This window comes from Parabacteroides sp. An277 (genome assembly GCF_002159645.1).
Classification (GTDB): Bacteria; Bacteroidota; Bacteroidia; order Bacteroidales; family Tannerellaceae; genus Parabacteroides.
The window spans coordinates 1-22,019 of record NZ_NFJB01000032.1; the positions used below are offsets into that span (position 1 = coordinate 1).

The window sequence follows — 22,019 nt, forward strand, 5'->3', positions numbered from 1 at the left end:
TTTGCGCAAATCTAAAGGATGACACCGATTCAACAGATGACCACCGATTTTTATTTTAGGCTACGCGGTTAATAGGTTAAATTTAAGAAATAAATCTGTGAAAATCTGTCTAATCTGTATAATCTGTGTGCCATTTCGTGCTCATTTTTACTTTTTAACTTTTAATTTTTAATTGAACGACATGAAAAGAAGAAGGAAATTTGGAAGGTTTTGATTCAGACATTGACTACGATATTGACGTCGATTGGGATGGTATGAGGCGTTCGGCCAGCAAAATGGTATTTTTCAGATAGGCATATTCCTTCTCAAAATACTCAGAGAAGATGCCAGCGCCGAGATTTTCTTCAATCTGGCGGACAGACCAGAGTTTTCCGTTTTCCGTCTTGCACAGCTCCAATTGAACTTCTTCGCGCAGGTTAATGACAAAAAGGGAGACTTGCTGCTTCACTTGCTCGTTCTCGAACGTATAGCGTACCAGCAATCGCGGCGTTACATTCGGCAGGCAGTCTTTCAGTTTGACGAGCGCCTGGCGTACTGTGGCAGCGATAGTTTGGCGAAACAACACGTAGCGTTGGAAAGGATAATCCAATAACGAGGCGGAAACCCAGGCGTGCGGATGGCGCGGCACCAGGTAAAGCATGCCTTTATAAAGCAAAACGACACGAACCACCGGATGGTAATATTTCTTCGGCAAGAGCCGGCTGACGGAATAAGCGATACAACCAATGACGTTTCCTTGGTCATTCAAGACCGGCAACCACATCTCTTTCCTCAATCGTCCTTGGAGTAACCTTAAGCGGATTTGCTCGTACACCATGACCAGCAAGCCGATAATGATGCCGCTATCGCGATAGAGGAAACGAGTCCAGCGCACATCTTGCACGTTCTCTGGCAAAATGGTATAAAATATAACCATGAATAAATGGAGCGTATAGAGATTCTGAAAGAGTTGCGCCACGAAATAAAACTCGTTGAGCGTCGTCAAAATATAAGTGCGCCGCGAAGCTGGCATCTTGCTACTCCGAATATGATGAAGAAAACCCTTTTGCGTAGCATGAAAGAAAATGAGCACAATCACCAACAAAATCTCTGCTATCAACGGCGTATTGACTTGTAAGACCGGTTGAATGGGCAAAAATACCAAACAGATGGAATACAGCAAAAACGTCAGCAACGAAGGCATCAGCATAAATGCGTACATATTGTCTTTCCGACGCAGATGAAAAAAGAACATACCGCCAATGCAGACTACGACCGCCACCACAAAAGCTGTCAGGTAGGATAAATAATTATCCAGAAACAAAAACAGCAACCACGGCATAAGGCCGATGGCTTGATTCTCCCAACCTTTCTTGACCCGGTTCATTGTTTTGCGTAATTAATTTTCGATAATAAAACAAATATACATCAAGAAAGGTTGTGAGTTTTTTTTCTAAACATGCTTTTCGGCATGATAAGAAGAACGAACAAGGGGCGCGCTTTCCACGTGTTTGAAACCCTTCTCCAATCCCTTCAAGCGATAGATTTCGAACTGGTCAGGATGAATATAGGCCGCGACGGGTATATTCTTCCGCGAGGGCTGAAGATATTGCCCGATGGTCAGCACTGAGACGCCCACGGCCAGCACGTCATCCATCAGTTCATACACTTCCGCCTCCGTCTCGCCCAATCCGACCATGATGCCCGTCTTGGCCGTTATGCCTCGCTGGGCAATATGCTGAAGGACTGCCAGACTCGTCTCATATTTCGCCGCGCTGCGCACTTCAGGGCTGATGCGGCGCACGGTCTCCATATTATGCGAGATAATTTCCGGCGCGGCTTCAATCACCTCATCGACCCATTCCAAGCGTCCTTGGAAATCAGGAATCAATACTTCGAGCGTCGTGGCAGGATTGATACGCTTGATGGCTCGAATAGTCGCTGCCCAATGTGATGCCCCTAAATCCGGCAAATCATCGCGGTCGACAGACGTAACGACGGCGTGCTTTAGTCCCATCAGGCGTATGCTTTCCGCCACCTCTTCCGGTTCTTTGGGATTCAACGGAAGCGGTTTCCCCGTCAACGTATTGCAGAAGCGACACGAACGGGTGCAGATGTCGCCGCCAATCATGAAAGTGGCCGTCCCTCGACTCCAGCATTCGCCCATGTTCGGGCATCGTCCGCTGGTACAAATCGTATGCAAGCAGTGAGATTCGACGATGCGCTTCGTTTCCGTGAAATGTTCATTTCCACGAAGCCGGATCTTCAACCAATCCGGCTTCTTTATATGTACTGCCATCAGAGATTCTCGAACAAATAATTAGACATTTTGGTATAGAGATGGAACGTTGTATTGCCGCCATAAATCCCGTGGTTGCGGTCTTTATACAGGTGCATGTCGAACTGTTTGTTGGCCTGCACGAGGGCTTCAGCGTATTGCAAGCTCTGGAGGAAATGCACGTTATCATCGGCCGAGCCATGAATCAAAAGTAGTTTGCCTTGCATCTCTTTAGCACGGAGAAGCGGCGATGTCTCGGCATATCCTTGTGCGTTCTCTTTCGGCGTGCGCATGAAGCGTTCGGTATAGACGGTGTCGTAATAACGCCAATCGGTCGGAGGCGCGACGGCAATTCCGACTTTAAACGTGCCTTTGCCTACGGTCAATGCCATCAATGTATTATAGCCACCGAAGCTCCAACCCCAAATTGCCATGCGGTCCTTATCCACGTAAGGCAGTTTGCCCAATACCTGCGCCGCTTCCACTTGGTCTTGCGATTCAAGCAATCCCATCTTCATGTAAGTACATTTACGGAAAGCTTCGCCCCGGGCACCCGTACCGCGTCCATCCACGCAGACCACCAAGATGCCCTTCTCGGCCAAATAATATTCCCAGCCGAAGCCAAACGAATCGAGCACCTGTTGCGAGTTCGGTCCGCTGTATTGCGTCATCATGACAGGATATTTCTTATTCGCGTCGAAGTTCTTCGGCTTGATCATCCAAGCATTGAGTTCGTAGCCGGAAGCCGTCGTGACGGTAAAGAACTCTTTCGGAGAATAAGACAAGGCAGAGAGCTTCTTCGTGAGCGCGGCATTATCTTGCAAAGTACGGAGGACGCGGTTCTTCTTCGTTTCGTTTACCGTAATCTGCATCGGCGTATTCGCGGCGGAATAGCGGTTCACGTAATAAGCGAAGTTGGCGCTGAAGGTGGCACTATTGGTACCTTCCTTCGTAGAGAGTTTCGTCTTGTTGCCTTTCGCGTCGATTTTATAGACCGAGCGGCGCATCGGGCTTTCCTCGGCCGATTCATAATAGGTCGTCTTCGTCGCTTCGTCGTAACCCAAGAGGCGCGTCACGTCCCAATTTCCTTTCGTCACTTGACGAAGCAAGACGCCCGTCGGCGAATAGAGATAGACGTGCGAATAACCATCCTGCTCGCTCACATAGGTAAAGCCACTCTTATAGAAGCGGATAGACGAGAGCCATTCCGAGTCCACGTAGCATTTGTTTTCATCCTTCAAAATCAATTTGGAAACACCGCTCTTCGGATTCACGTAATACATGTTCATCCGGTTCTGCTGCCGGTTGAGCGTCATCACAGCGAGTTGCGACGGGTCGGTCGTGAAAGTGATGCGCGGCACATAGCCATCGGCGTCCATCGGCACGTCAAGCTTCTTCGTGTCTTTCGACGAGAGATTGTAAGCCATCACCGAGACGGTCGAGTTCCGTTCGCCCGCATTCGGGTATTTATATTTATAATAGGAAGGATAGGTCCCATCGCCATACATTTGCATCGAAAATTCCGGCACTTCAGATTCGTCGGAGCGGACAAAGGCGAGAATTTCGCTGTCGGGCGACCAAGCCATGAGGTTCGTCACCGAAAACTCCTCTTCATACACCCAGTCCGTCACGCCGTTCAGCACCTTGTTCAGCTCGCCGTCTTTCGTGATTTGAATTTCCGTATCGTAATCGAACTTGCGTATCCAGATATTATTGTTGGCCACGTAGGCACACATCCGCCCGTCGGGCGAGAAGGTCGGAATCATCTGCTTCGTTTTCGAGTCGCTCAGCGGCTTCACGTAGTTGCGACGTACATCGTAATCATACACCGTAGCCTTCGTCGAACGACGGTATATCGGTTCCACATCGCAGTAAATCAAGATATGATGCCCCGTGCTGCTGATGTCGTAATTGTCGAACGAGTTAAATCCGCATTCGCGCGCCGTCTCCACATTAAACAGCGTATCGACGGGCGTCCCCGTACGGTAAGCATACTTCACAATCATCGTCCGCTGCGGGTTCATCGCCGTATAATGTTCGCCGTCGGGCAGCGAGCGCATCTCACCCACGTTCGTCACTTGGCGGTACACGCCGTCTGTAATATCCTTCAGTTCCACAGGTTTCGTCCCGTTCTGGCTCCATGCGCCAGCCGCACAAACTGCCAGCGCCATCACCATTCCTATCTTTTTTCTCATGTTTCTTTGAATATTTATCGTTTTTCTGGGGGCAAAAATACATCTTTTTACTGAAGAATAAAGGATGAAGAGGGAAGAATTGCGGGCAAAACCCCGTTCTTCCGCCAGCCAACCGCCCGCTTTTCTCCCTTTTGGGATTTGAAAAACGTGGGAAATGGCATTGCGTACACACAATGGGCTTCCAATCGCGTTGGAAATGGAATTGCGTCCACACAATGGGCTTCCAATCGCGTGGAAAATGGAATTGCGTCCGCACAATGGGCTTCCAATCGCGTGGAAAATGGAATTGCGTCCACACAACGGGCTTCCAATCACGTGGAAAATGGAATTGCGTCCGCACAATGGGCTTCCAATCGCGTGGAAAATGGGATTGCGTCCACGCAATCCCATTTTCCACGGCGTTCACCCTTCCATTTCTCAACCCGCAAGCACTTTGCAACGCATAGGAAGTAGAAGTTTCCCAAAATTGTCGTACTTTTGACGGCAAAAACAGGAATTGGACGATATGAAACAATACAATTTTGACGAAATAATCGAACGCCGCGGAACGGATTGCGTGAAATACGACGGGATGGCAGAAGCGTTCGGCGGAAAACAGGGATTGATACCGCTTTGGGTGGCAGATATGGATTTTGCGACCCCGGATTTCATCGTAGAGGCCCTCAAACGGCGATGCGAGCATCCGATTTTCGGATACACCTTTGCGAACGACGCCTACTATGAAAGCATTCTTTCGTGGCTGGAATACAAATATGAATGGAAAGCCGAGCGGGCATGGTTGACGTACATCCCAGGTATTGTGAAAGGAATTGCCTTTGCTCTGCAATGCTTTACGCGACCGGGCGACCGCGTGATTATCCAGCCTCCTGTCTATCATCCCTTCCGCTTGGTGCCCGAAGCGATGGAACGCGAAGTGGTGTACAATCCTTTGAAACTGATAAACGGACGATACGAAATGGACTTCGCGCAATTAGAAGAAATCATCGACCCGCGGTGCAAGATACTGATACTTTCAAACCCGCACAATCCAGGTGGCGTAGTATGGAGCCGAGAGACATTAGCGCGGTTGGCTTCCATTTGCGCAAAGCATCATATCTTGGTGCTTTCCGATGAGATTCATGCCGAACTGACTTATCCGCCCTTCCGTCACTATCCATTTGCTTCGGTTTCAGACGAGGCGGCGCGGAGCAGCATCTCTTTCATGGCGCCGAGCAAGACGTTCAACATCGCAGGCATCGTCAGTTCGTATGCTATCGTGCCAGACGACAAACTGCGCACTACATTCTTCCGTTTCCTCGAAGCTGGCGAGTTCAACGCCGGAACCATTTTTGCATACGAAGCAACCACAGCAGCCTATACGCAGGGCGCGGAATGGTTGCAGCAAATGAGAGCCTATGTAATGGATAACGTGCGCTACGTAAATACCTATCTGCAGCAACATATCCCGCAGATAAAAGCCTATCTGCCCGAAGCCTCGTTCCTCGTCTGGCTGGATTGCCGGGATTTAAACCTCCCCCAGGAAGAATTGGTGAAGCTGTTCACCGACCGGGCGGGCTTGGCACTCAACGACGGAAGCATGTTTGGCCCCGGCGGCGAAGGACACATGCGGCTGAACGTGGGTTGCCCGCGTTCGACGCTCGAAAAAGCGATGTCAGCTCTCGAAAAAGTTTTTAATCAGAAATAATATCGTACCTTTGCGGCACAATGATTTGAGTGTTTAAGTTTTAATTTTTTAGCATAGAAACAAGATGAAAATTACAGCGAACAAATTCGTGGCGGTCATTTACGACCTAATCGTAGGCGAAGGAGAAGAACAAGAGTTGATGGAAAAGGCAACGCGTGAAGTACCTTTGAAATTCATCTACGGAACGGGCATGATGATTCCCGCCTTCGAAAACGCCCTGTTGGGACTGGAAACAGGTGATAAATTTGACTTTTCAATCGCGCCGGAAAATGCCTACGGCGAATACAAAGAAGAGAATGTGTTGGAACTGCCTAAACATATCTTCGAAATCGACGGGAAGTTCGACAGCGAAATGGTCAAGGAGGGGAATACGCTCCCAATGATGACAGCCGACGGACAGCATGTAAACGGCTCGGTCCTGGAAGTAAAAAACGAGGCTATCGTCATGGACTTTAATCATCCTTTGGCAGGCGAAACTTTGCATTTCATCGGTGAGGTGATAGACGTCCACGATCCTTCTGCCGAGGAAATCGCTGCGTTAACTGCGCCAGCCGGCGGATGTGGTTGCGGATGCGATAGTTGCGGCGGCGGTTGCGCGGACCATGCCGGGAATGATGGCGGATGCGGTTGCGGAGGATGTCATTGATGAATACATTCGGCACACTGTTTCGGCTCACCTCTTTTGGCGAATCACACGGCCCGGGCATCGGTGGCGTTATCGACGGTTGCCCGCCGGGCTTCGCACTCGATTTGGAAGCGATTCAACGTGAACTCAGCCGGCGGAAACCTGGTCAGTCGCGCCTCACGACTCCCCGAAAAGAAGACGATGAGGTGCAATTCCTTTCCGGCCTCTATCAGGGGAAGACAACGGGGACGCCCATCGGCTTCATTGTCTGGAACCGCAACCAGCATTCCGCAGATTATGACGATATCGCGAAAGTGTATCGGCCCTCGCACGCGGATTTTACGTATGAAGCCAAGTATGGGCTACGCGATCCACGAGGCGGCGGACGTTCCTCCGCGCGCGAGACGATTTCCCGTTGTGTCGCTGGGGCTGTCGCCAAACAAATCTTAGCGGCCAAGGGGATAAACATCTTCGCGTACACGTCGCAAGTGGGGAATATCCGCTTGGAAGGTTCCTACAAGGATTACGACCACAGCCAGATAGAGGCGAACGCCGTGCGTTGTCCGGATAGGCAGAAAGCGGCTGAAATGGAATCCCTCATCCTGCGGGTAAAGAGCGAGGGCGACACCATCGGTGGCGTCATTACCGGCGTCATTACCGGCGCTCCGGCAGGCTTGGGCGAACCGGTTTTTGGCAAGTTGCATGCGGCATTGGGTTCGGCCATGCTTTCGATTAACGCCGTGAAAGGTTTCGAGTATGGCGACGGTTTCGACGCCGCGCTTTACCGGGGGAGCGAACGCAACGATATTTTCTATAACGACCAGGGGAAAATCAACGTCCGCACGAATCATTCGGGTGGTATCCAAGGCGGAATCTCGAACGGGCAGGATATTTATTTCCGGGTTGCCTTCAAATCGGTTGCCACCATCCTGCGGGAACAAGAAACGGTGGACCGCGAAGGCCACGACACGCTCCTGAAGGCTCGCGGACGGCATGACCCTTGCGTGTTGCCGCGCGCAGTCCCGATTGTGGAATCGATGGCTTCCCTCGTGATGCTGGATTATTGGCTGCAACAAGAAGCGTATAAATAAATGAATCGAATTCTGATTGCTATCGGCTCGAACTACGACGCCGCGCGGAACATGGCAGCGGCTTGCCAACGGCTGGAAGAGCTGCTGCCGGGTATCTGCTGGTCGGCCGTCTTGCGGACGCGTCCGGTAGATTGTCCGCGCGCCGATTTCTTTCTGAATCGCTTAGGGGAGGCGGTCACGCCGCTTTCGGCTTCCAAACTGACCGGTTTATTCAAGCAAATAGAACGACAGTTCGGCCGCACGCCTGAGCACAAAAAAAAGGGCATCATCTCGTTGGATATCGACTTGCTCCAATGGAATGATGCCCTTCTTAAACCCGAAGACTTCCGCAGGCCTTACGTTCAATCGGGCTTGCTCTCCCTTAATACGACACACAAATAACCCAATTTATAAAAGGCAAAAAGCCGTAGCGAAGGGGTTTTGCCCTTCAAATTCCTTTCCAACCTTTTCCGGAAACAGGTAAAAAGAAAAGCGACCATGCCCTCCAGCCGGAGAGCGTGTACTTTTTGTTGCCAACGTAGCAGCCGGACGTGCGACTGCAGCAAATCCCTGTTCGCGGCCAAATTTCGTACCGAACGCCGGATTTTGTCCAAATAGCCTTCTGCCGTGTCGCGCGTATGATGCCAAACCGGATTATCGATGTGGAGGATTTCGACGCCCTCGCGCTCCAGCATCATGCCCCAATAGGTGTCTTCGTAGCCGAAATGCATCCTTTCCGAGAAGCGAACACGCTCGAAAAGCCGGCGGTCTATCAAAAAGCTCATGCTAATGAATTGCGAATAGGGCGAGCGATTTCGCGCCTCCGCGCTGCGTTCTTCAACCCGGATTCCATAGCGGTAACGCAGCGGACACATGGCTGGATGCGTCGTACGCTCGTATTGGAATCCGCCACAAATCACGCGGTTTGCCGCGGCTTTTATGACATAGTCAACTAAAAAATGGTCTCGGACAGGAAACGTATCGGCATCCAGAAACAGTAAGTAAGGCTCCCGCGCAGCGTCAGCCAAGAAATTACGGATGCGGGCAGGACCTAAATTCTTTCCGGGCGACAGACATCGGCAGTGGGGAAGCGACGCAATCTGCTGGTTGGCGAGAAGCGTGGCAGTATCGGTCGAACCGTCGTCGGCTACGATTATTTCATACGGGGCGGACAATGCTTCGGCTTGCCTCCGCATTTCTTCGACAAGCTCGAGGCAAGGCTGGTTGTAGGTAGGAATTAAAATGGAAATCATACGGATTAACCTAAAGATTCAAACAATCGGATAAACTGCTGGGCTTGTTCTTTTCGGGAGAAACGGACTAAGGCATCGTCGCGGACGGCGGCTTCGGTATATCCCGTCTGTTGCCAAGTCTGAAAATGGGCTTTCAGGAAGACGCATACCTCGCTTACGACGCTCGCGGCGCATCCTGCTCCCGTTTCCAGCAGCGTCTGTTCCAGTACGCCTTTATCGTTGCGGACGCAAAGGATAGGCTTGCGGACGGCCAGCGACTCAAACAACTTGGTCGTCATGACGCCTTTCGGTCCTTTCCCGGTCGATTCATTGGTCAGAAGCAAGAGGATGGAGCTACGATTCAAGACGCGAGGGATTTCCGCTGCCGGCACATAATCTTGCCGGCACATAAAAGGCGACACGTCCCAACGCGCCGCCTCGGTCCGGACGAGGTTCCACGAAGCGTCGTCCACATACCAATCTACGCGGCAATTCGCCGGAGTCAGTACGTTTTCCTTTTGCAATTGGCGCAGTCCTTCGAAAAGCAGCGAGGGGTCGCGCATCGCCAAACTCAGCAATCGGCCCGTGTAGGTAATCACAAACTGTTCCGTCCGCACTTTTTGAGGGTAAAAAATCTCGGGGTCGAAGCCATTATAGATGAGATGGACATTCGGATTGTATCGCTGTAAAACCGCTACGTGCCAAGGCGAAACGGTCGTCACCGCGTCCGCCCGCCGCACGACAGCATTCCGTTCGCGCAAATTCTTCTCCCGAAAAAAGGAGACAAGCAGCGGTTTGAACCACGGGATTCCCGGAATCCGATGTGCAATGAATTCACTTCCGGCATACTGCTCGATGATGTCGCGAAGGTCTGTTACTAACGGAATCTGTTGCTTTCGGGCAATCGAAGCCGCCGCCCGGAGCGGAAAGGTCCGATAGGTGCTACAGAGCACGAGGTCGAACTTTTTCTCCCTGGCGATTTGCATTCCTACCCGTTTTAACTTCCAATTTTTATAATCGAAAAAGAGCGAAAGCAGTTGCACTGCCGCCCACATTGCCTTTTTCTGCCACAATCGTCCGGACGGATAGAAATCTACCGCATGCACTTCGCACGTATGCGACAGCATTTCGAAGCCGCCGGAGGGGACGCGTTCGGTGACGACCACCGGCTCCCATCCCATTTGCGTCAGGTACTTGCACAAATACCCCATCCGCGGGCCGAATGCCGGCGGAAACAAATCGCACACAATCAATACCCGCTTCATAAGAGTTGTAGGATTTTCTGCGCCGCGTGCCCGTCGCCATATTCGTTAATCGGCCGGAGGGGCGGCATCGTTCGCGCACAAGCCAGGATGCGTGCCGGGTCCGTGCCGGCCAGCTGATTCCATCCCGAAGCCACCGTCTCCGTCCATTCCGTTTCCTCGCGCAGCGTGACACAAGGCGTCCGGTGGAAATAAGCCTCTTTCTGCACGCCGCCCGAGTCGGTCAGTATCAGGCTTGCCTTCATCTCCAGCAAGGCCATATCCAAAAATCCCAGCGGCTCGAGCAGTACGACAGCCGGATTAGCCTCCAGTTTCGGTAGCCACCCCGATTCGGAAAGTGCCCGGCGCGTCCGCGGGTGCAGGGGGAATACGACAGGCTGGAAATCATCCGCAAGAGCTTCCAGCGCTTCGCAGATACCCGTCAGCCGTCCGGCATGGTCCGTATTTTCTTCGCGATGGAAGGTACAAAGGATAAACGATTTGCTTTTCAGTTTCAAATCCCGCAAAATCGTCGACGAATTTCGCGCCTTTTCGCCGAAGAAAACGGCTGCGTCATACATGATGTCGCCGACCCAATGAACGCCCTGGAGGATATTCTCGCGCGCCAAATTCTGCACCGAGGCGAGCGTAGGACAAGCCAGCACCGTCGAGAGGTGGTCGGTCAGGAGGCGGTTCTGCTCCTCCGGCATCGCCCGGTTGAAGCTGCGAAGTCCCGCTTCCACATGCACGACGGGAATATGAAGCTTGCTGGCCGCTAGCGCGCCTGCCAACGTCGAATTGGTATCGCCATATACCAGGACCCAATCCGGACGTTCGTCCGAAAGAATCCGTTCGATTTGTATGAGCATTTCGCCCGTCATCGCCCCGTGAGACTTTCCGCCGCAATGCAAACGCCAGGTTGGATGCGGAATCTTCATTTCCTCAAAAAAAACAGCGCTCATGTTTGCGTCATAATGTTGCCCCGTGTGGACGACGCGCTCCTCAAACGATTCGCCACACCGCTCGTTCCAATCCGCGATGGCGCGACTGAGCATCGCCGCTTTCACGAACTGCGGCCTCGCGCCAACGATAGTAATTATTTTCTTCATATCAAAATCCGATTGCAATTCATAGAAATTCTTTCGACCCCTACCCGACTACAGACAAGCAGGAAAAATTTTTTCCAGCCTCCCGCAGGTTGCGGCGACCCAGAAAAATTTTTTCCAACCTCCCGCAGGCTGCGGCGACCAGGAAAAATTTTTTCCAACCTCCCGCAGGTTGCGGCGGCCAGGAAAATTTTTTTCCGGCTTCCCGCAGGCTGCGGCGGCCAGGAAAATTTTTTTCCGACTTCCCACAAGCTGCGGCGAGCCGAAAAAATTTTTTCCGACTTCCCAACCTTTTCATCAGAGACCGCTTATTTTTTACTTAATATCGTTTCCAACAAATCCATGTAAAGTTGACGGTGATAACGCTGCGGCGCCAGAGAAGAGAACGACGTATTGTGCCATAAGAGAACTGCTTCGCCACCGTGGAGATAAATCGTATGCAGTAGGGCCTGACTGTACGAAAGCGCCTCCTGCGCATCCAGGCCCATGTATTTCGGGTCGCTCAAGCTGCTGTCCATCAACGCTAACGGATGCAACGTGAGTGAAGTCATTTGACGAGTAATGGGGTTGATCCATTTGACAGGCCGGCAAGTACCGAGACGGAATCCGCTCACGTCGGCATAACCCATCGTGAAGTCGTCCGTGATTCCCGCACGAATCAGCTTGTCGAAATCTTCCGGTTCGCGCAGGCTCAAGTAGTGGTGACGATTCATGGAAACCGGCCCCAAATTCCACACATGATCCAATGTTTCCTTCTCCGAAGCAATCAACGAGGGTTGTTCGCCAGCATGATAACTCGTATGCAGCCCAAACGAGACCTGCTTCGACTTTAAAAGTTCGAGAAGCGCGTGGACGTCGGGCGAGCGAAGCCAATAATGCGGCCGATCGTATTTCCCATGCCCGCCCGCTTTCAGAAAATAAACGACCTCGCAGCGCCCATCTTTGTAAACCTCTTTCACGGCCTGATCTTGTTTCAGCATCCAGGGGAAAGTATAATAAGGATCTCGCCGCAATGGCCCCGCAAAATACTTGCAAGCCTGCACGAAACCGCCTCCCCGAAAAGTTTCGCGCAAGACATTCCGAACGCTCCGACAGAAAAAAGGCGCGTCAACGTCGTGCGTCAACCAAATCTTCCGGAACATCGGTTTGGGCTCTTCTATTTCCACGCCAGCTTGGCGTAACCAACGACGAAGCAATTGACCATATTCCTCGATTACCGGCCTATGAATGAACCCAGCTTTAAAAGGAAGCGACTCGCGACCAGGAAAACGACCATGTTCGTCGCGGATATCACGATGCTGAATCTCTTCGTAACGCGTCATCAGGAAATAAGCGCTGGCGATGATGTCGGCATACACGATGCGCGTCCCCTCCATTTCATCTTGACGCGCCGAGCCAAACAAAATAGGGACGCCTTCGATCTCCACTAACGGCAACCGCGGAAGGGAATCCGCAGTCCCATAAATATCGGCATCAAAAAAACGAGAAGGAATAATTACCAGTTTATAACGCTTAAAGAAATTGGGATTAGAAGTATAACCAATCATCCCGCAATAGGCGCTCGCCCTTTCCACGCCCAGCAAGAATCTCAACAGGTAGTTAATGATACGATTCATATTCACATCAATTAATGGATTAACGGAAAATACGCCCTAATTTCAGGCAAGCTCTGTTATATAAACTCAAATTTCCTTTCTTTATTGCAAAATAAGGCACCTGTTTTGCACCAAATTCGCGAAAAAAACGCTCTACGCCGGGAAGCATCGAACCTTCGAAATCGAAACAATCCGTGTGGCAAGCCGCTGTTTGGATTGCTTTCCATAGTACCAAACTGTGCGCACCAGACGAACGACAGGCTGGGTCGCCGCCTCCAGCCAAATAATAGGCCGAAGCCGATTGCCAAACAACCAATGCTGCCGCATGAAGCCGACCGGCTGCGTCATAAGCTCCCCAGATATCACCCGCGCCGCGCCGCCGTACCTCTTCGACCAATTGTTTCAAAATAGCCCCACCTTTCGCCTTTAATCCCTGACGACCGAACGAAAGCGCCTGAATACGCAGCAATTCCTCTGCCGAGACATCCGTCCGTACCTCTATTCCCAACTTCTCCGCCTTACGGATATGTCGACGAATAGATTGACTCATCTCCTGCCAAAGCCGTTCAGTCTCCGATATAGAATGTAATAAATAGGTATAACGCGTTGTTTGAATAAATCCAGCCCAATAAAAAGGAAGCCAATCTGTAATTTGAGGAGAAAAATGTTGATAAAAATAGGTATAAGAAGAAAGACGTTCTACGAAGGATTGCAATAACGCTTGTCGGCGAGCCAAACACGTGGCATATTTCATATCTTCCGCTTCAGGAGCTAACCAAGGACCCATCGTTTGCGTATAAAAAGGCATCGTTACCTTTCCATGCCAAGGAACATAAAGCGGCATCGCGGCTTCAATCCGCTCGTTTTCCCAGCAAAGCATCACTTCCCAGTTATCTTTTCCACAGACAATGTCCAGCCACCAATCACGCGAAAAGAGCGGAATCGATGTTTCCGTTTGGCAAAGCGCCCGATATGCCTCTTTATCCGAAATCATTCTTAAATAAAAAAAGACGGCGCACGCATTTCGGAAAAGCCCCCTACACATGCGCCACGCCGCCCGGCTCAACGATTTTACCCTTTTAAAGCATCAAATATCAACTTCGAGATTTCGTCCGCCAATTCCGGATTATCGGCCATGCATTGCTTAGCCGCATCTCGGCCTTGACCTAATTTTGAGTCGTTGTAGCTATACCACGAACCACTCTTCTTGATGATATTCAATTCCGTACCTAAGTCGATAATCTCACCCGTACGAGAAATTCCTTCGCCAAACATAATATCAAACTCAGCTTTGCGGAAAGGAGGTGCCACTTTGTTTTTCACCACTTTCACGCGCACCTGATTACCTTTAACCTCATCCCCGTCTTTTAATTGGCCAATACGACGGATGTCCAATCGTACCGAAGCATAAAACTTCAGTGCATTTCCTCCCGTCGTCGTTTCCGGATTGCCAAACATAACGCCAATCTTATCACGCAACTGATTGATAAATATACACGTCGTGTTCGTCTTGTTGATAGCAGCCGTTAACTTGCGCAAAGCTTGCGACATCAAACGTGCCTGCAACCCCATCTTGCTATCGCCCATATCCCCTTCAATCTCGGCCTTCGGTGTAAGTGCTGCTACCGAATCGATTACAATGATATCAACCGCCGACGAACGGATGAGTTGCTCGGCAATTTCCAAAGCTTGCTCACCATTGTCTGGTTGTGAAATCCAAAGGTTTTCTACATCTACGCCCAATTTCTCGGCATAGAAACGGTCAAAGGCATGCTCTGCATCGACAAAAGCAGCAATACCGCCCATCTTTTGAGCTTCAGCAATTGCATGAATAGCCAATGTCGTTTTACCGGATGATTCCGGACCATAGATTTCAATGATTCGTCCTTTCGGATAACCACCAACACCCAAAGCAGCGTCCAATCCAATCGAACCGGTCGGAATCACCTCGATATTCTCGATGTTCTCGTCACCCAGTTTCATGATGGACCCTTTACCATAATTCTTTTCAATTTTCTCCATAGCCGCGCGAAGCGCTTTTAGCTTGTCTGGATTCACGGTTGTTCTTGTTTTCTCAACCGGCTGTTCTTCAAATAAATTATCTTCTTTTGCCATTACTTATTAAGTATTTGGTTTGCATGATCTTTTGTTTTTACTTCTTTCGGGCCAATGATGCGTTCAATTGTTCCCTTTTCATTAATAATGAAAGTCGTACGCAACGTCCCCATGTAAGTTCTTCCGCACATTTTCTTTTCAGCCCATACACCAAATTGTTGTTGCAACGTTGTATCCGTATCAGCTATTAAATTGAACGGAAGTTGTTGTTTAGCGATAAATCCTTGATGGGATTTCGCACTATCTTTGCTTACGCCCAGCACTTCATATCCGGCCGCCTGCAATGCGTCGTACCCATCGCGCAAACTACACGCCTCTGCCGTACAACCCGATGTATTATCTTTAGGATAAAAATAAAGCGCCAACTTCTTGCCAGTAAAATCGCTCAATTTCACCTCATTTCCATTTTGATCCATCCCTAATATTTCGGGAGCTTTGTCTCCTATTTGTAAAGCCATAATCTTTTAATCTAAAAATATTCACAAATCTATGGAAAATAACAACACAATCCAAATCTAGGTTCATCTTTTCCTGAAGAAAATATTTTTCATCAGACTTTTCTTCCTCAAAAACAAACCGGTAAATCGCAAGAATTATAGGCATAACCGCCGACAATTACAGTTATAACCTCGTCGATTTACAAATGTGTTTTTTTCATCTACATATTCTTTTCTTTTCAAGAATGCTTTTTAAAGGCTCACCGCTAAGTTCCATGCCAACTTGCCATACTCGGAAGCTTCAATATCTTTTCGTTCTGAAACCCCAAAGGCAAGGACTTGTCCGGCTATATCCCATCTTAAATAATGGCAAATAGATTTGAAATGAGCCACCAAAGCATCCATTGCCTCTACGCAAACATCCGCGCAAGTGGCCAAAAGGACAGCTTTTTTCCGCCTCATTTGCAATAAATCTTCCACCGCATAAAAGCGATCAACCACCTTCTTCAGTTGAGCCGACATACCATAATAATATAAAGGAGTAACCAAAGCCACCACATCAGCAGCTATAAGCTTATCCCAAATAAGTTCCATATCATCTTCTTGAATACAATCATGATGGTGCGACCGGCAATAATTACACCCCAAGCAGGGCTGTGTCACATGGAAAATCGTATCAAACCGAAAAACAGAATGACCCGCTTCCAACGCGCCTGATATAAAATTGTCTGCTAATAAAGCTGAAGTTCCTTTCTTATGAGGACTTCCTGTAATTACTAATATATCCATTTATGTGCATTGGTTTTAGATAATTAAGATAAACGATTTCGGATTCCACTTCCGAAAAGACACACAATATTCGCAATTTTATCGGAAATATGCAAGATAAAGGGTGAGGTTTTCAGATATTTTACTATATTTGCCCTATCAAATAAAGATTAAACAAGAAATGAACTATTACGAAGTTACATTCACTTACGATAATATATCAGTTGAGACAGAAACCATAAGCGATGTCTTAGCCTCGGAACTAGGTGAAATTGGATTTGAAAGTTTCAAGGAAAACGCTGACGGATTACAAGCTTACATTCCTGAAAACAATTACCGAGAAGCCACTTTACAGGAAAAGCTAAAGCAGTTTCCTATCGAAGGCATACGCTTCCATTATACAATCCAACGCATCGAAGACCAGGATTGGAACGAAGAATGGGAAAAGAATTACTTCAAACCCATCCGTATCGGAAAAGAATGTATTATTCGTGCTTCATTTCATGAACCAGAAAAGGGATATACTTATAATATAATTATTGACCCCAAAATGGCTTTTGGAACGGGAAACCATGCCACCACATTCCTGATGATTCAAGAAATGCTCCAGCTCGACTTAACAGGAAAAGAATTGTTGGACATGGGATGCGGAACGGCCGTATTGGCTATCTTGGCCAAGATGCGAAATGCCCAACGTGTCGTAGCCATCGATATTGATGAGTGGGCTTATCATAATGCGATAGAAAATATCCACATCAATCATACAGATGATATAGAAGTCGCACTCGGAGGAGCTGAACGCATAGCTGAATTCGGGAAGTTCGACGTTGTATTTGCCAATATCAATCGCAACATTTTACTTGCCGACATGCACTACTATGCCGCAAACATGAAAAAAGACGCCTATTTGTTCATGAGCGGATTCTATACGGAAGACATTCCAGTTCTCACAGAAGAATGTCGGAAAAACGGCTTAGAATTCCAATCATATACCGAAAAAGAACACTGGGCGGCTATAAAAACAAAGAAATGTTGAGATTTTAACAAGATTTCATCGATTAGTCTAAACAATTCTTTATATTTGCACGTTACTAATTAAAAACACAATAAAAAGAAAAGGTTATGAAAAGTGTAGATTCAAAATTACTGCTGGGCCTGGTAGTAGGTGCAGCCGTAGGTGCAGCTGTAGGATACTTGGCTGCTACAGACAAAAGAGAAGATTTGCTGAATGAATTAAACAACGTAGTAGGCAAAGTAAAAGAAGGTTTCAACACTGCTTTGGCAAAATACAAAGAAGGCAAAGTAGAAGCAGCAAAACCTGTAGAAGAAACAGTCGTTGAGTAATGAAGGATTCCGAGATTTTCCAGAATCTAAGAAAAGACATTTCCACATTCATCGATCTCAAGCTGGAACTGTTGAAATTAAACGCGTATGAGAAGAGCGGCAAAATCGTGGCGCTCCTCTCTTACGGTTTGATTTTGCTATTTCTGGCTTTCTTCGCAATTCTATTCATTTTTCTTGCATTGGGGTTCTTTATCGGCGAAGTCTTAGATAATGCAGCGGCAGGATTTGGGGTGATAACATTCCTTTATTTAGTTATTATTATATTGGTAATAACCAATAAAGAACGTATCCGCCTAACTATCGTAAATGCCGTCATTGCTACATTGACCGCCAACGAAGAAAAACAAAACACTAATAAAAATGGGACAAACACAAATGACACCACTGGAGAAATTGCAAGCAAATAAGCTACGTATCCAGAGAACTTGCGACGAACAAGAAAAAAAAATCAATGCTACATTTTCATATATACAAGAGAATGCAGGTAGTTTGTTTCTGTCTGGCGTGTCATCATTATTGTTTCCTACTAAACCAACCAATAAAGCGGATGGAAAGCCAGTTGTTAAGAAAGATAATACCACAGGTACTTCTCCGTTAAGTACCGCTGATATTTTCTCTTTAGGGAAATCCTTGCTTCCCGTAGCGTGGGACATTATCCAACCTATCCTCATCAGCTGGAGCATTCGCGCCGCAAAGAAAAAGATTATAGGATTGTTCTCTTCTAAGAAGAAAAAAGTCTATACGAAGGATTTAAAGAATAATTAATGATTTCGGGTATACTTTTTTCACTAGTTTATAACGCAGGAATAAAAAACATAACTAAATTTGCAGTCGGAAAAAACGAAGGACTCACACAAAGACTTTCGTTGAATTCCAAACAAAAAGAAAATAATATATTAATAAACCCATAAAAGTTTTATTACAATGATTAAAGTAGGTATTAATGGTTTTGGTCGTATCGGACGTTTCGTATTCCGTGCAGCTCAAAAGAGAAACGACATTCAGATTGTAGGTATTAACGACTTGTGCCCGGTTGATTACTTGGCTTACATGTTGAAGTATGATACAATGCACGGTGCATTTGACGGAACAATCGAAGCTGACGTAGAAAACAGCAAGCTGATTGTAAACGGTAAAGAAATCCGTGTAACAGCTGAGAAGAATCCTGCTGATTTGAAATGGAATGAAGTTGGTGCAGAATATGTAGTTGAATCTACAGGTCTGTTCTTAACGAAAGAAAAGGCTCAGGCTCACATCCAAGCTGGTGCTAAATATGTTGTAATGTCAGCTCCTTCTAAGGATGACACTCCTATGTTCGTTTGCGGTGTGAACGAAAAGACTTATGTAAAGGGTACTCAATTCGTTTCTAACGCTTCTTGTACGACAAACTGCTTGGCTCCTATCGCTAAAGTGTTGAACGACAAGTTCGGTATCGTAAACGGTTTGATGACTACAGTTCACTCTACAACAGCTACTCAGAAGACTGTTGACGGTCCTTCAATGAAAGACTGGCGTGGTGGTCGTGCTGCTTCAGGCAACATTATCCCGTCTTCTACAGGTGCTGCTAAGGCCGTAGGTAAAGTTATTCCGGAATTGAACGGCAAATTGACAGGTATCTCTATGCGCGTTCCGACTTTGGATGTTTCTGTTGTTGACTTGACAGTTAACTTGGCTAAGCCGGCTACAAAAGCTGATATCTGCGCTGCCATGAAGGAAGCTGCTGAAGGCGAATTGAAGGGTGTACTGGGTTACACGGAAGATGCAGTGGTTTCTTCTGACTTCTTAGGCTGCACATTGACTTCTATCTTCGACGCAAATGCAGGTGTTTATTTGACAGATACTTTCGTTAAGGTTGTTTCTTGGTACGATAACGAAATCGGTTACTCTAACAAAGTATTGGATTTGATTGCTCACATGGCATCTGTAAACTGCTAATTGAAGAAGCTATTTAATTCATAATCATAAAAAGCCGTACCTCCACACGAGGTATGGCTTTTTTCATCTCTATCCCACTACCTATGCGTTTTGAATTATCATCTCCATTTAAACCAACCGGAGACCAACCAGAAGCTATTGCCGCACTTGTCGACGGACTGAACGCAGGCGTGCCTTTCCAGACGCTATTAGGCGTTACAGGTTCTGGAAAGACATTTACTATTGCGAACGTGATTCAAGAAATCCAACGTCCAACACTTATACTTAGCCACAACAAAACACTTGCGGCCCAACTCTACAGCGAATTCAAAGCTTTTTTCCCCAATAATGCCGTAGAGTATTTCGTTTCTTACTATGATTACTATCAACCAGAAGCCTATTTGCCTTCCACAGATACTTATATTGAAAAAGACTTGGCTATCAACGATGAAATTGACAAACTAAGGCTTCGAGCTACCGCTTCATTACTGTCAGGACGTCGAGACGTGATTGTGGTTTCATCTGTTTCATGCCTTTATGGCATGGCCGATCCGCGTGCTTTTGCAGAACAAGTAGTTCATTTGGAACAAGGCATGCGCATAGACCGAGATGAATTGCTTCGTCGTTTTGTAGCGGCATTATATATCAATAATAAAATGGATTTCACAAGCGGTTGTTTCCGGGTAAATGGCGACACGGTAGATATTTTCCCCGCGATAGAAACATTTGATGGCGTCGCGTATCGAATTGAATTTTGGGGAGATGAAATCGACCGTATTTCTTCGTTTGACCCAAACACAGGGCAAGAGATAGATGAACAAGACAAGCTGAATATTTATCCCACGAACCTATTCGTCACTACCCAAGAACGCATCAATCAAGCGATTGGACAAATTGATGTAGACTTAGGTAAGCAAGTGGAATTCTTAAAAGAAATAGGTAAACCCTATGAAGCGAAACGTCTTTATGAACGCGTCACATACGACTTAGAAATGATTCGTGAATTGGGTCACTGTTCTGGTATTGAGAATTATTCCCGTTATTTCGATGGACGAGCAGCTGGTGAACGACCCTTTTGTCTATTGGATTATTTCCCCAAAGACTTCCTTTTAGTAGTGGATGAAAGCCACGTGACGATTCCACAAATCCGTGCAATGTATGGAGGAGATTATGCGCGTAAAAAAAACTTGGTGGATTACGGTTTCCGCCTTCCTTCTGCCATGGACAACCGCCCACTGACTTTCGAAGAATTTGAATCGCTTACGCCTTGCGCTATCTACGTCAGTGCCACACCGGCTGATTATGAATTGCAAAAAAGCGAAGGTATCGTAGTAGACCAAGTCATCCGTCCGACGGGTCTGTTAGACCCTGTCATCGAAGTACGGCCTACCCTGAACCAGATAGACGATCTGATGGAAGAAATCGCCCAGCGGGCCGATGCCGACGAACGTGTCCTTGTTACGACCCTTACCAAACGAATGGCTGAAGAACTAACGACTTACATGACCCGCATGGGAGTCCGTTGTAACTATATCCATAGCGATGTCGACACGTTGGAACGCGTGCAAATCATGGACGATCTGCGCAAGGGGCTGTTCGACGTCCTCATTGGCGTCAATCTGTTACGCGAAGGGTTGGACTTGCCGGAGGTCTCGCTCGTCGCTATTCTGGATGCGGACAAGGAGGGATTCTTGCGCTCGCACCGTTCGCTGACCCAGACCGCCGGCCGCGCGGCTCGTAATGTCCATGGCAAGGTCATCTTTTATGCAGACACCATCACCGAAAGCATGCGGCTCACCATCGAAGAGACCAACCGGCGACGCGAGAAACAAATGGCTTACAACGAGAAACATGGTATCACGCCGAAGCAAGTCGTCAAGCACAGCGTCTCCATCTTGGGCGAAAAACAGCCGACGCAGGGTGAACCGTATGCCTACGTGGAACCGACGCCTCGCCTCGCCGCCGACCCTATCGTGCAATATATGAACCGCGCGCAATTGGAAAAGGCCATCGAGCAAACACGACGGCTAATGACGGAGGCAGCCAAAAAGTTGGAATTTATCGAAGCGGCCCAATACCGCGACGAATTGGTGAAACTGGAAGCCCTGCTGGAAGCGAAAAAGGAATGAAAAACGACGGCATACAAACTCGCCGAGTCCCTGCACGCTGCAGGAAGGTGGCGAGAGGGCTCGCCGGGCTCCTGCACGCTGCAGGACGTCGGCGAGGGAGTTCGCCAAGCTCCTGCACGCTGCAGGACGTCGGCGAGGGAGTTCGCCAAGCCCCTGCACGCTGCAAGACGTCGGCGAGGGGGTTCGCCAAGCTCCTGCACGCTGCAGGATGTCGGCGAGCCTCCCACTCCTGTGCCCGGTCCGCGTATCGCTGCTGCCAGTTGCTGCTCCTTTTCAGCCTGTCTATCCTGAAACTCCCGGCGCAGGA

Annotated in this window: 23 protein-coding genes; 11 read left to right on the forward strand and 12 right to left on the reverse strand. The window is 48.3% G+C overall.

The features are described from left to right. Window positions 1-226: 226 nt before the first annotated feature. The 3 genes from B5F77_RS12085 to B5F77_RS12095 form a co-directional block, all read right to left on the reverse strand. Window positions 227-1,366 (reverse strand): hypothetical protein, encoded by a 1,140-nt coding sequence (locus tag B5F77_RS12085; protein ID WP_087331096.1) that lies wholly within the window; start codon window positions 1,364-1,366, stop codon window positions 227-229. A 66-nt stretch (window positions 1,367-1,432) separates the two neighbouring features. Continuing rightward, window positions 1,433-2,278 (reverse strand): lipoyl synthase, encoded by an 846-nt coding sequence (gene lipA, locus B5F77_RS12090; RefSeq protein WP_087331098.1) that lies wholly within the window; start codon window positions 2,276-2,278, stop codon window positions 1,433-1,435. Then, window positions 2,278-4,452, reverse strand: a complete 2,175-nt coding sequence (locus tag B5F77_RS12095; protein WP_087331100.1) for a S9 family peptidase — start codon at window positions 4,450-4,452, stop codon at window positions 2,278-2,280. Before B5F77_RS12095 ends, lipA begins: the two co-directional genes overlap by 1 nt. A 154-nt stretch (window positions 4,453-4,606) precedes the next feature. Between B5F77_RS12095 and B5F77_RS12100 the strand changes: the two genes are divergently transcribed. The 5 genes from B5F77_RS12100 to B5F77_RS12120 all read left to right on the forward strand — a co-directional run bounded on the left by B5F77_RS12100 (window position 4,607) and on the right by B5F77_RS12120 (window position 8,233). After that, window positions 4,607-4,933 carry a hypothetical protein gene (locus tag B5F77_RS12100; protein ID WP_140392875.1) on the forward strand — a complete coding sequence of 109 codons (327 nt, stop codon included), beginning with the start codon at window positions 4,607-4,609 and terminating at the stop codon, window positions 4,931-4,933. Between the two features lie 24 nt (window positions 4,934-4,957). Then, window positions 4,958-6,136: a PatB family C-S lyase gene (locus B5F77_RS12105; protein WP_087331104.1), complete on the forward strand. Its 1,179-nt coding sequence runs from the start codon at window positions 4,958-4,960 to the stop codon at window positions 6,134-6,136. A gap of 64 nt (window positions 6,137-6,200) precedes the next feature. After that, complete coding sequence (locus B5F77_RS12110) at window positions 6,201-6,782, forward strand: FKBP-type peptidyl-prolyl cis-trans isomerase (protein ID WP_087331106.1); 582 nt, start codon at window positions 6,201-6,203, stop codon at window positions 6,780-6,782. Continuing rightward, window positions 6,782-7,852, forward strand: coding sequence for a chorismate synthase (gene aroC, locus B5F77_RS12115; protein WP_087331108.1), 1,071 nt, complete (start codon window positions 6,782-6,784; stop codon window positions 7,850-7,852). The genes B5F77_RS12110 and aroC overlap by 1 nt, the downstream gene beginning before the upstream one ends. Next, window positions 7,853-8,233 (forward strand): 2-amino-4-hydroxy-6-hydroxymethyldihydropteridine diphosphokinase, encoded by a 381-nt coding sequence (locus B5F77_RS12120; protein ID WP_087331110.1) that lies wholly within the window; start codon window positions 7,853-7,855, stop codon window positions 8,231-8,233. It abuts the gene before it with no gap. Here B5F77_RS12120 and B5F77_RS12125 read toward each other — a convergent pair. The 9 genes from B5F77_RS12125 to B5F77_RS12165 form a co-directional block, all read right to left on the reverse strand. Then, window positions 8,194-9,084, reverse strand: a complete 891-nt coding sequence (locus tag B5F77_RS12125; protein WP_087331112.1) for a glycosyltransferase family 2 protein — start codon at window positions 9,082-9,084, stop codon at window positions 8,194-8,196. The genes B5F77_RS12120 and B5F77_RS12125 overlap by 40 nt on opposite strands. A gap of 5 nt (window positions 9,085-9,089) precedes the next feature. Continuing rightward, complete coding sequence (locus tag B5F77_RS12130; protein ID WP_087331114.1) at window positions 9,090-10,328, reverse strand: glycosyltransferase; 1,239 nt, start codon at window positions 10,326-10,328, stop codon at window positions 9,090-9,092. Beyond that, complete coding sequence (gene wecB, locus B5F77_RS12135) at window positions 10,325-11,413, reverse strand: UDP-N-acetylglucosamine 2-epimerase (non-hydrolyzing) (protein ID WP_087331116.1); 1,089 nt, start codon at window positions 11,411-11,413, stop codon at window positions 10,325-10,327. The genes B5F77_RS12130 and wecB overlap by 4 nt, the downstream gene beginning before the upstream one ends. 40 nt (window positions 11,414-11,453) lie before the next feature. Further along, entirely contained in the window at window positions 11,454-11,708 is a 255-nt protein-coding gene (locus B5F77_RS12140) for a hypothetical protein (RefSeq protein ID WP_087331117.1), read from the reverse strand. A 10-nt stretch (window positions 11,709-11,718) separates the two neighbouring features. After that, window positions 11,719-13,026 carry a polysaccharide deacetylase family protein gene (locus B5F77_RS12145; RefSeq protein WP_087331119.1) on the reverse strand — a complete coding sequence of 436 codons (1,308 nt, stop codon included), beginning with the start codon at window positions 13,024-13,026 and terminating at the stop codon, window positions 11,719-11,721. A 19-nt stretch (window positions 13,027-13,045) separates the two neighbouring features. Continuing rightward, window positions 13,046-13,999, reverse strand: a complete 954-nt coding sequence (locus B5F77_RS12150) for a GNAT family N-acetyltransferase (RefSeq protein ID WP_239446340.1) — start codon at window positions 13,997-13,999, stop codon at window positions 13,046-13,048. Window positions 14,000-14,076: 77 nt separating this feature from the next. Beyond that, the gene (recA, locus tag B5F77_RS12155; protein ID WP_087331121.1) at window positions 14,077-15,120 is read right to left on the reverse strand and encodes a recombinase RecA; all 1,044 of its coding nucleotides are present in this window, start codon (window positions 15,118-15,120) and stop codon (window positions 14,077-14,079) included. Continuing rightward, window positions 15,120-15,578, reverse strand: a complete 459-nt coding sequence (gene bcp, locus B5F77_RS12160) for a thioredoxin-dependent thiol peroxidase (RefSeq protein ID WP_087331123.1) — start codon at window positions 15,576-15,578, stop codon at window positions 15,120-15,122. The genes recA and bcp overlap by 1 nt, the downstream gene beginning before the upstream one ends. 231 nt (window positions 15,579-15,809) lie before the next feature. Next, window positions 15,810-16,346: a flavodoxin family protein gene (locus B5F77_RS12165; RefSeq protein ID WP_087331125.1), complete on the reverse strand. Its 537-nt coding sequence runs from the start codon at window positions 16,344-16,346 to the stop codon at window positions 15,810-15,812. A 160-nt stretch (window positions 16,347-16,506) separates the two neighbouring features. On the opposite strand from B5F77_RS12165, the gene prmA reads away from it, so the two are divergent. From prmA to uvrB, 6 genes are all read left to right on the forward strand, one after another. Continuing rightward, window positions 16,507-17,361, forward strand: a complete 855-nt coding sequence (prmA, locus tag B5F77_RS12170) for a 50S ribosomal protein L11 methyltransferase (protein WP_087331128.1) — start codon at window positions 16,507-16,509, stop codon at window positions 17,359-17,361. A gap of 86 nt (window positions 17,362-17,447) precedes the next feature. Beyond that, window positions 17,448-17,669 carry a YtxH domain-containing protein gene (locus B5F77_RS12175; protein ID WP_087331130.1) on the forward strand — a complete coding sequence of 74 codons (222 nt, stop codon included), beginning with the start codon at window positions 17,448-17,450 and terminating at the stop codon, window positions 17,667-17,669. Next, window positions 17,669-18,076: a phage holin family protein gene (locus B5F77_RS12180; protein WP_087331131.1), complete on the forward strand. Its 408-nt coding sequence runs from the start codon at window positions 17,669-17,671 to the stop codon at window positions 18,074-18,076. Before B5F77_RS12175 ends, B5F77_RS12180 begins: the two co-directional genes overlap by 1 nt. Continuing rightward, window positions 18,030-18,434: a hypothetical protein gene (locus B5F77_RS12185; protein WP_204244974.1), complete on the forward strand. Its 405-nt coding sequence runs from the start codon at window positions 18,030-18,032 to the stop codon at window positions 18,432-18,434. The genes B5F77_RS12180 and B5F77_RS12185 overlap by 47 nt, the downstream gene beginning before the upstream one ends. Before the next feature lie 159 nt (window positions 18,435-18,593). Beyond that, a complete protein-coding gene (gap, locus tag B5F77_RS12190) occupies window positions 18,594-19,604 on the forward strand; it encodes a type I glyceraldehyde-3-phosphate dehydrogenase (RefSeq protein WP_087331133.1) in 1,011 nt (336 codons plus the stop codon). A gap of 83 nt (window positions 19,605-19,687) precedes the next feature. Next, window positions 19,688-21,712, forward strand: a complete 2,025-nt coding sequence (uvrB, locus tag B5F77_RS12195) for an excinuclease ABC subunit UvrB (protein WP_087331135.1) — start codon at window positions 19,688-19,690, stop codon at window positions 21,710-21,712. Window positions 21,713-22,019 lie beyond the last annotated feature (307 nt).

Excerpts from the sequence above, each read along its gene's own strand:
- B5F77_RS12185 (WP_204244974.1), top strand. The coding sequence starts at position 18,030 with ATGGGACAAACACAAATGACACCACTGGAGAAATTGCAAGCAAATAAG.
- wecB (WP_087331116.1), bottom strand. The coding sequence starts at position 11,413 with ATGAAGAAAATAATTACTATCGTTGGCGCGAGGCCGCAGTTCGTGAAA.
- lipA (WP_087331098.1), bottom strand. The coding sequence starts at position 2,278 with ATGGCAGTACATATAAAGAAGCCGGATTGGTTGAAGATCCGGCTTCGT.
- B5F77_RS12145 (WP_087331119.1), bottom strand. The coding sequence starts at position 13,026 with ATGAATCGTATCATTAACTACCTGTTGAGATTCTTGCTGGGCGTGGAA.
- B5F77_RS12180 (WP_087331131.1), top strand. The coding sequence starts at position 17,669 with ATGAAGGATTCCGAGATTTTCCAGAATCTAAGAAAAGACATTTCCACA.
- B5F77_RS12125 (WP_087331112.1), bottom strand. The coding sequence starts at position 9,084 with ATGATTTCCATTTTAATTCCTACCTACAACCAGCCTTGCCTCGAGCTT.
- B5F77_RS12120 (WP_087331110.1), top strand. The coding sequence starts at position 7,853 with ATGAATCGAATTCTGATTGCTATCGGCTCGAACTACGACGCCGCGCGG.
- B5F77_RS12105 (WP_087331104.1), top strand. The coding sequence starts at position 4,958 with ATGAAACAATACAATTTTGACGAAATAATCGAACGCCGCGGAACGGAT.
- gap (WP_087331133.1), top strand. The coding sequence starts at position 18,594 with ATGATTAAAGTAGGTATTAATGGTTTTGGTCGTATCGGACGTTTCGTA.
- uvrB (WP_087331135.1), top strand. The coding sequence starts at position 19,688 with ATGCGTTTTGAATTATCATCTCCATTTAAACCAACCGGAGACCAACCA.
- B5F77_RS12150 (WP_239446340.1), bottom strand. The coding sequence starts at position 13,999 with ATGATTTCGGATAAAGAGGCATATCGGGCGCTTTGCCAAACGGAAACA.
- B5F77_RS12130 (WP_087331114.1), bottom strand. The coding sequence starts at position 10,328 with ATGAAGCGGGTATTGATTGTGTGCGATTTGTTTCCGCCGGCATTCGGC.
- B5F77_RS12095 (WP_087331100.1), bottom strand. The coding sequence starts at position 4,452 with ATGAGAAAAAAGATAGGAATGGTGATGGCGCTGGCAGTTTGTGCGGCT.
- B5F77_RS12085 (WP_087331096.1), bottom strand. The coding sequence starts at position 1,366 with ATGAACCGGGTCAAGAAAGGTTGGGAGAATCAAGCCATCGGCCTTATG.
- B5F77_RS12100 (WP_140392875.1), top strand. The coding sequence starts at position 4,607 with ATGGCATTGCGTACACACAATGGGCTTCCAATCGCGTTGGAAATGGAA.
- B5F77_RS12110 (WP_087331106.1), top strand. The coding sequence starts at position 6,201 with ATGAAAATTACAGCGAACAAATTCGTGGCGGTCATTTACGACCTAATC.
- bcp (WP_087331123.1), bottom strand. The coding sequence starts at position 15,578 with ATGGCTTTACAAATAGGAGACAAAGCTCCCGAAATATTAGGGATGGAT.
- prmA (WP_087331128.1), top strand. The coding sequence starts at position 16,507 with ATGAACTATTACGAAGTTACATTCACTTACGATAATATATCAGTTGAG.
- B5F77_RS12175 (WP_087331130.1), top strand. The coding sequence starts at position 17,448 with ATGAAAAGTGTAGATTCAAAATTACTGCTGGGCCTGGTAGTAGGTGCA.
- recA (WP_087331121.1), bottom strand. The coding sequence starts at position 15,120 with ATGGCAAAAGAAGATAATTTATTTGAAGAACAGCCGGTTGAGAAAACA.
- aroC (WP_087331108.1), top strand. The coding sequence starts at position 6,782 with ATGAATACATTCGGCACACTGTTTCGGCTCACCTCTTTTGGCGAATCA.
- B5F77_RS12140 (WP_087331117.1), bottom strand. The coding sequence starts at position 11,708 with ATGAAAAGGTTGGGAAGTCGGAAAAAATTTTTTCGGCTCGCCGCAGCT.
- B5F77_RS12165 (WP_087331125.1), bottom strand. The coding sequence starts at position 16,346 with ATGGATATATTAGTAATTACAGGAAGTCCTCATAAGAAAGGAACTTCA.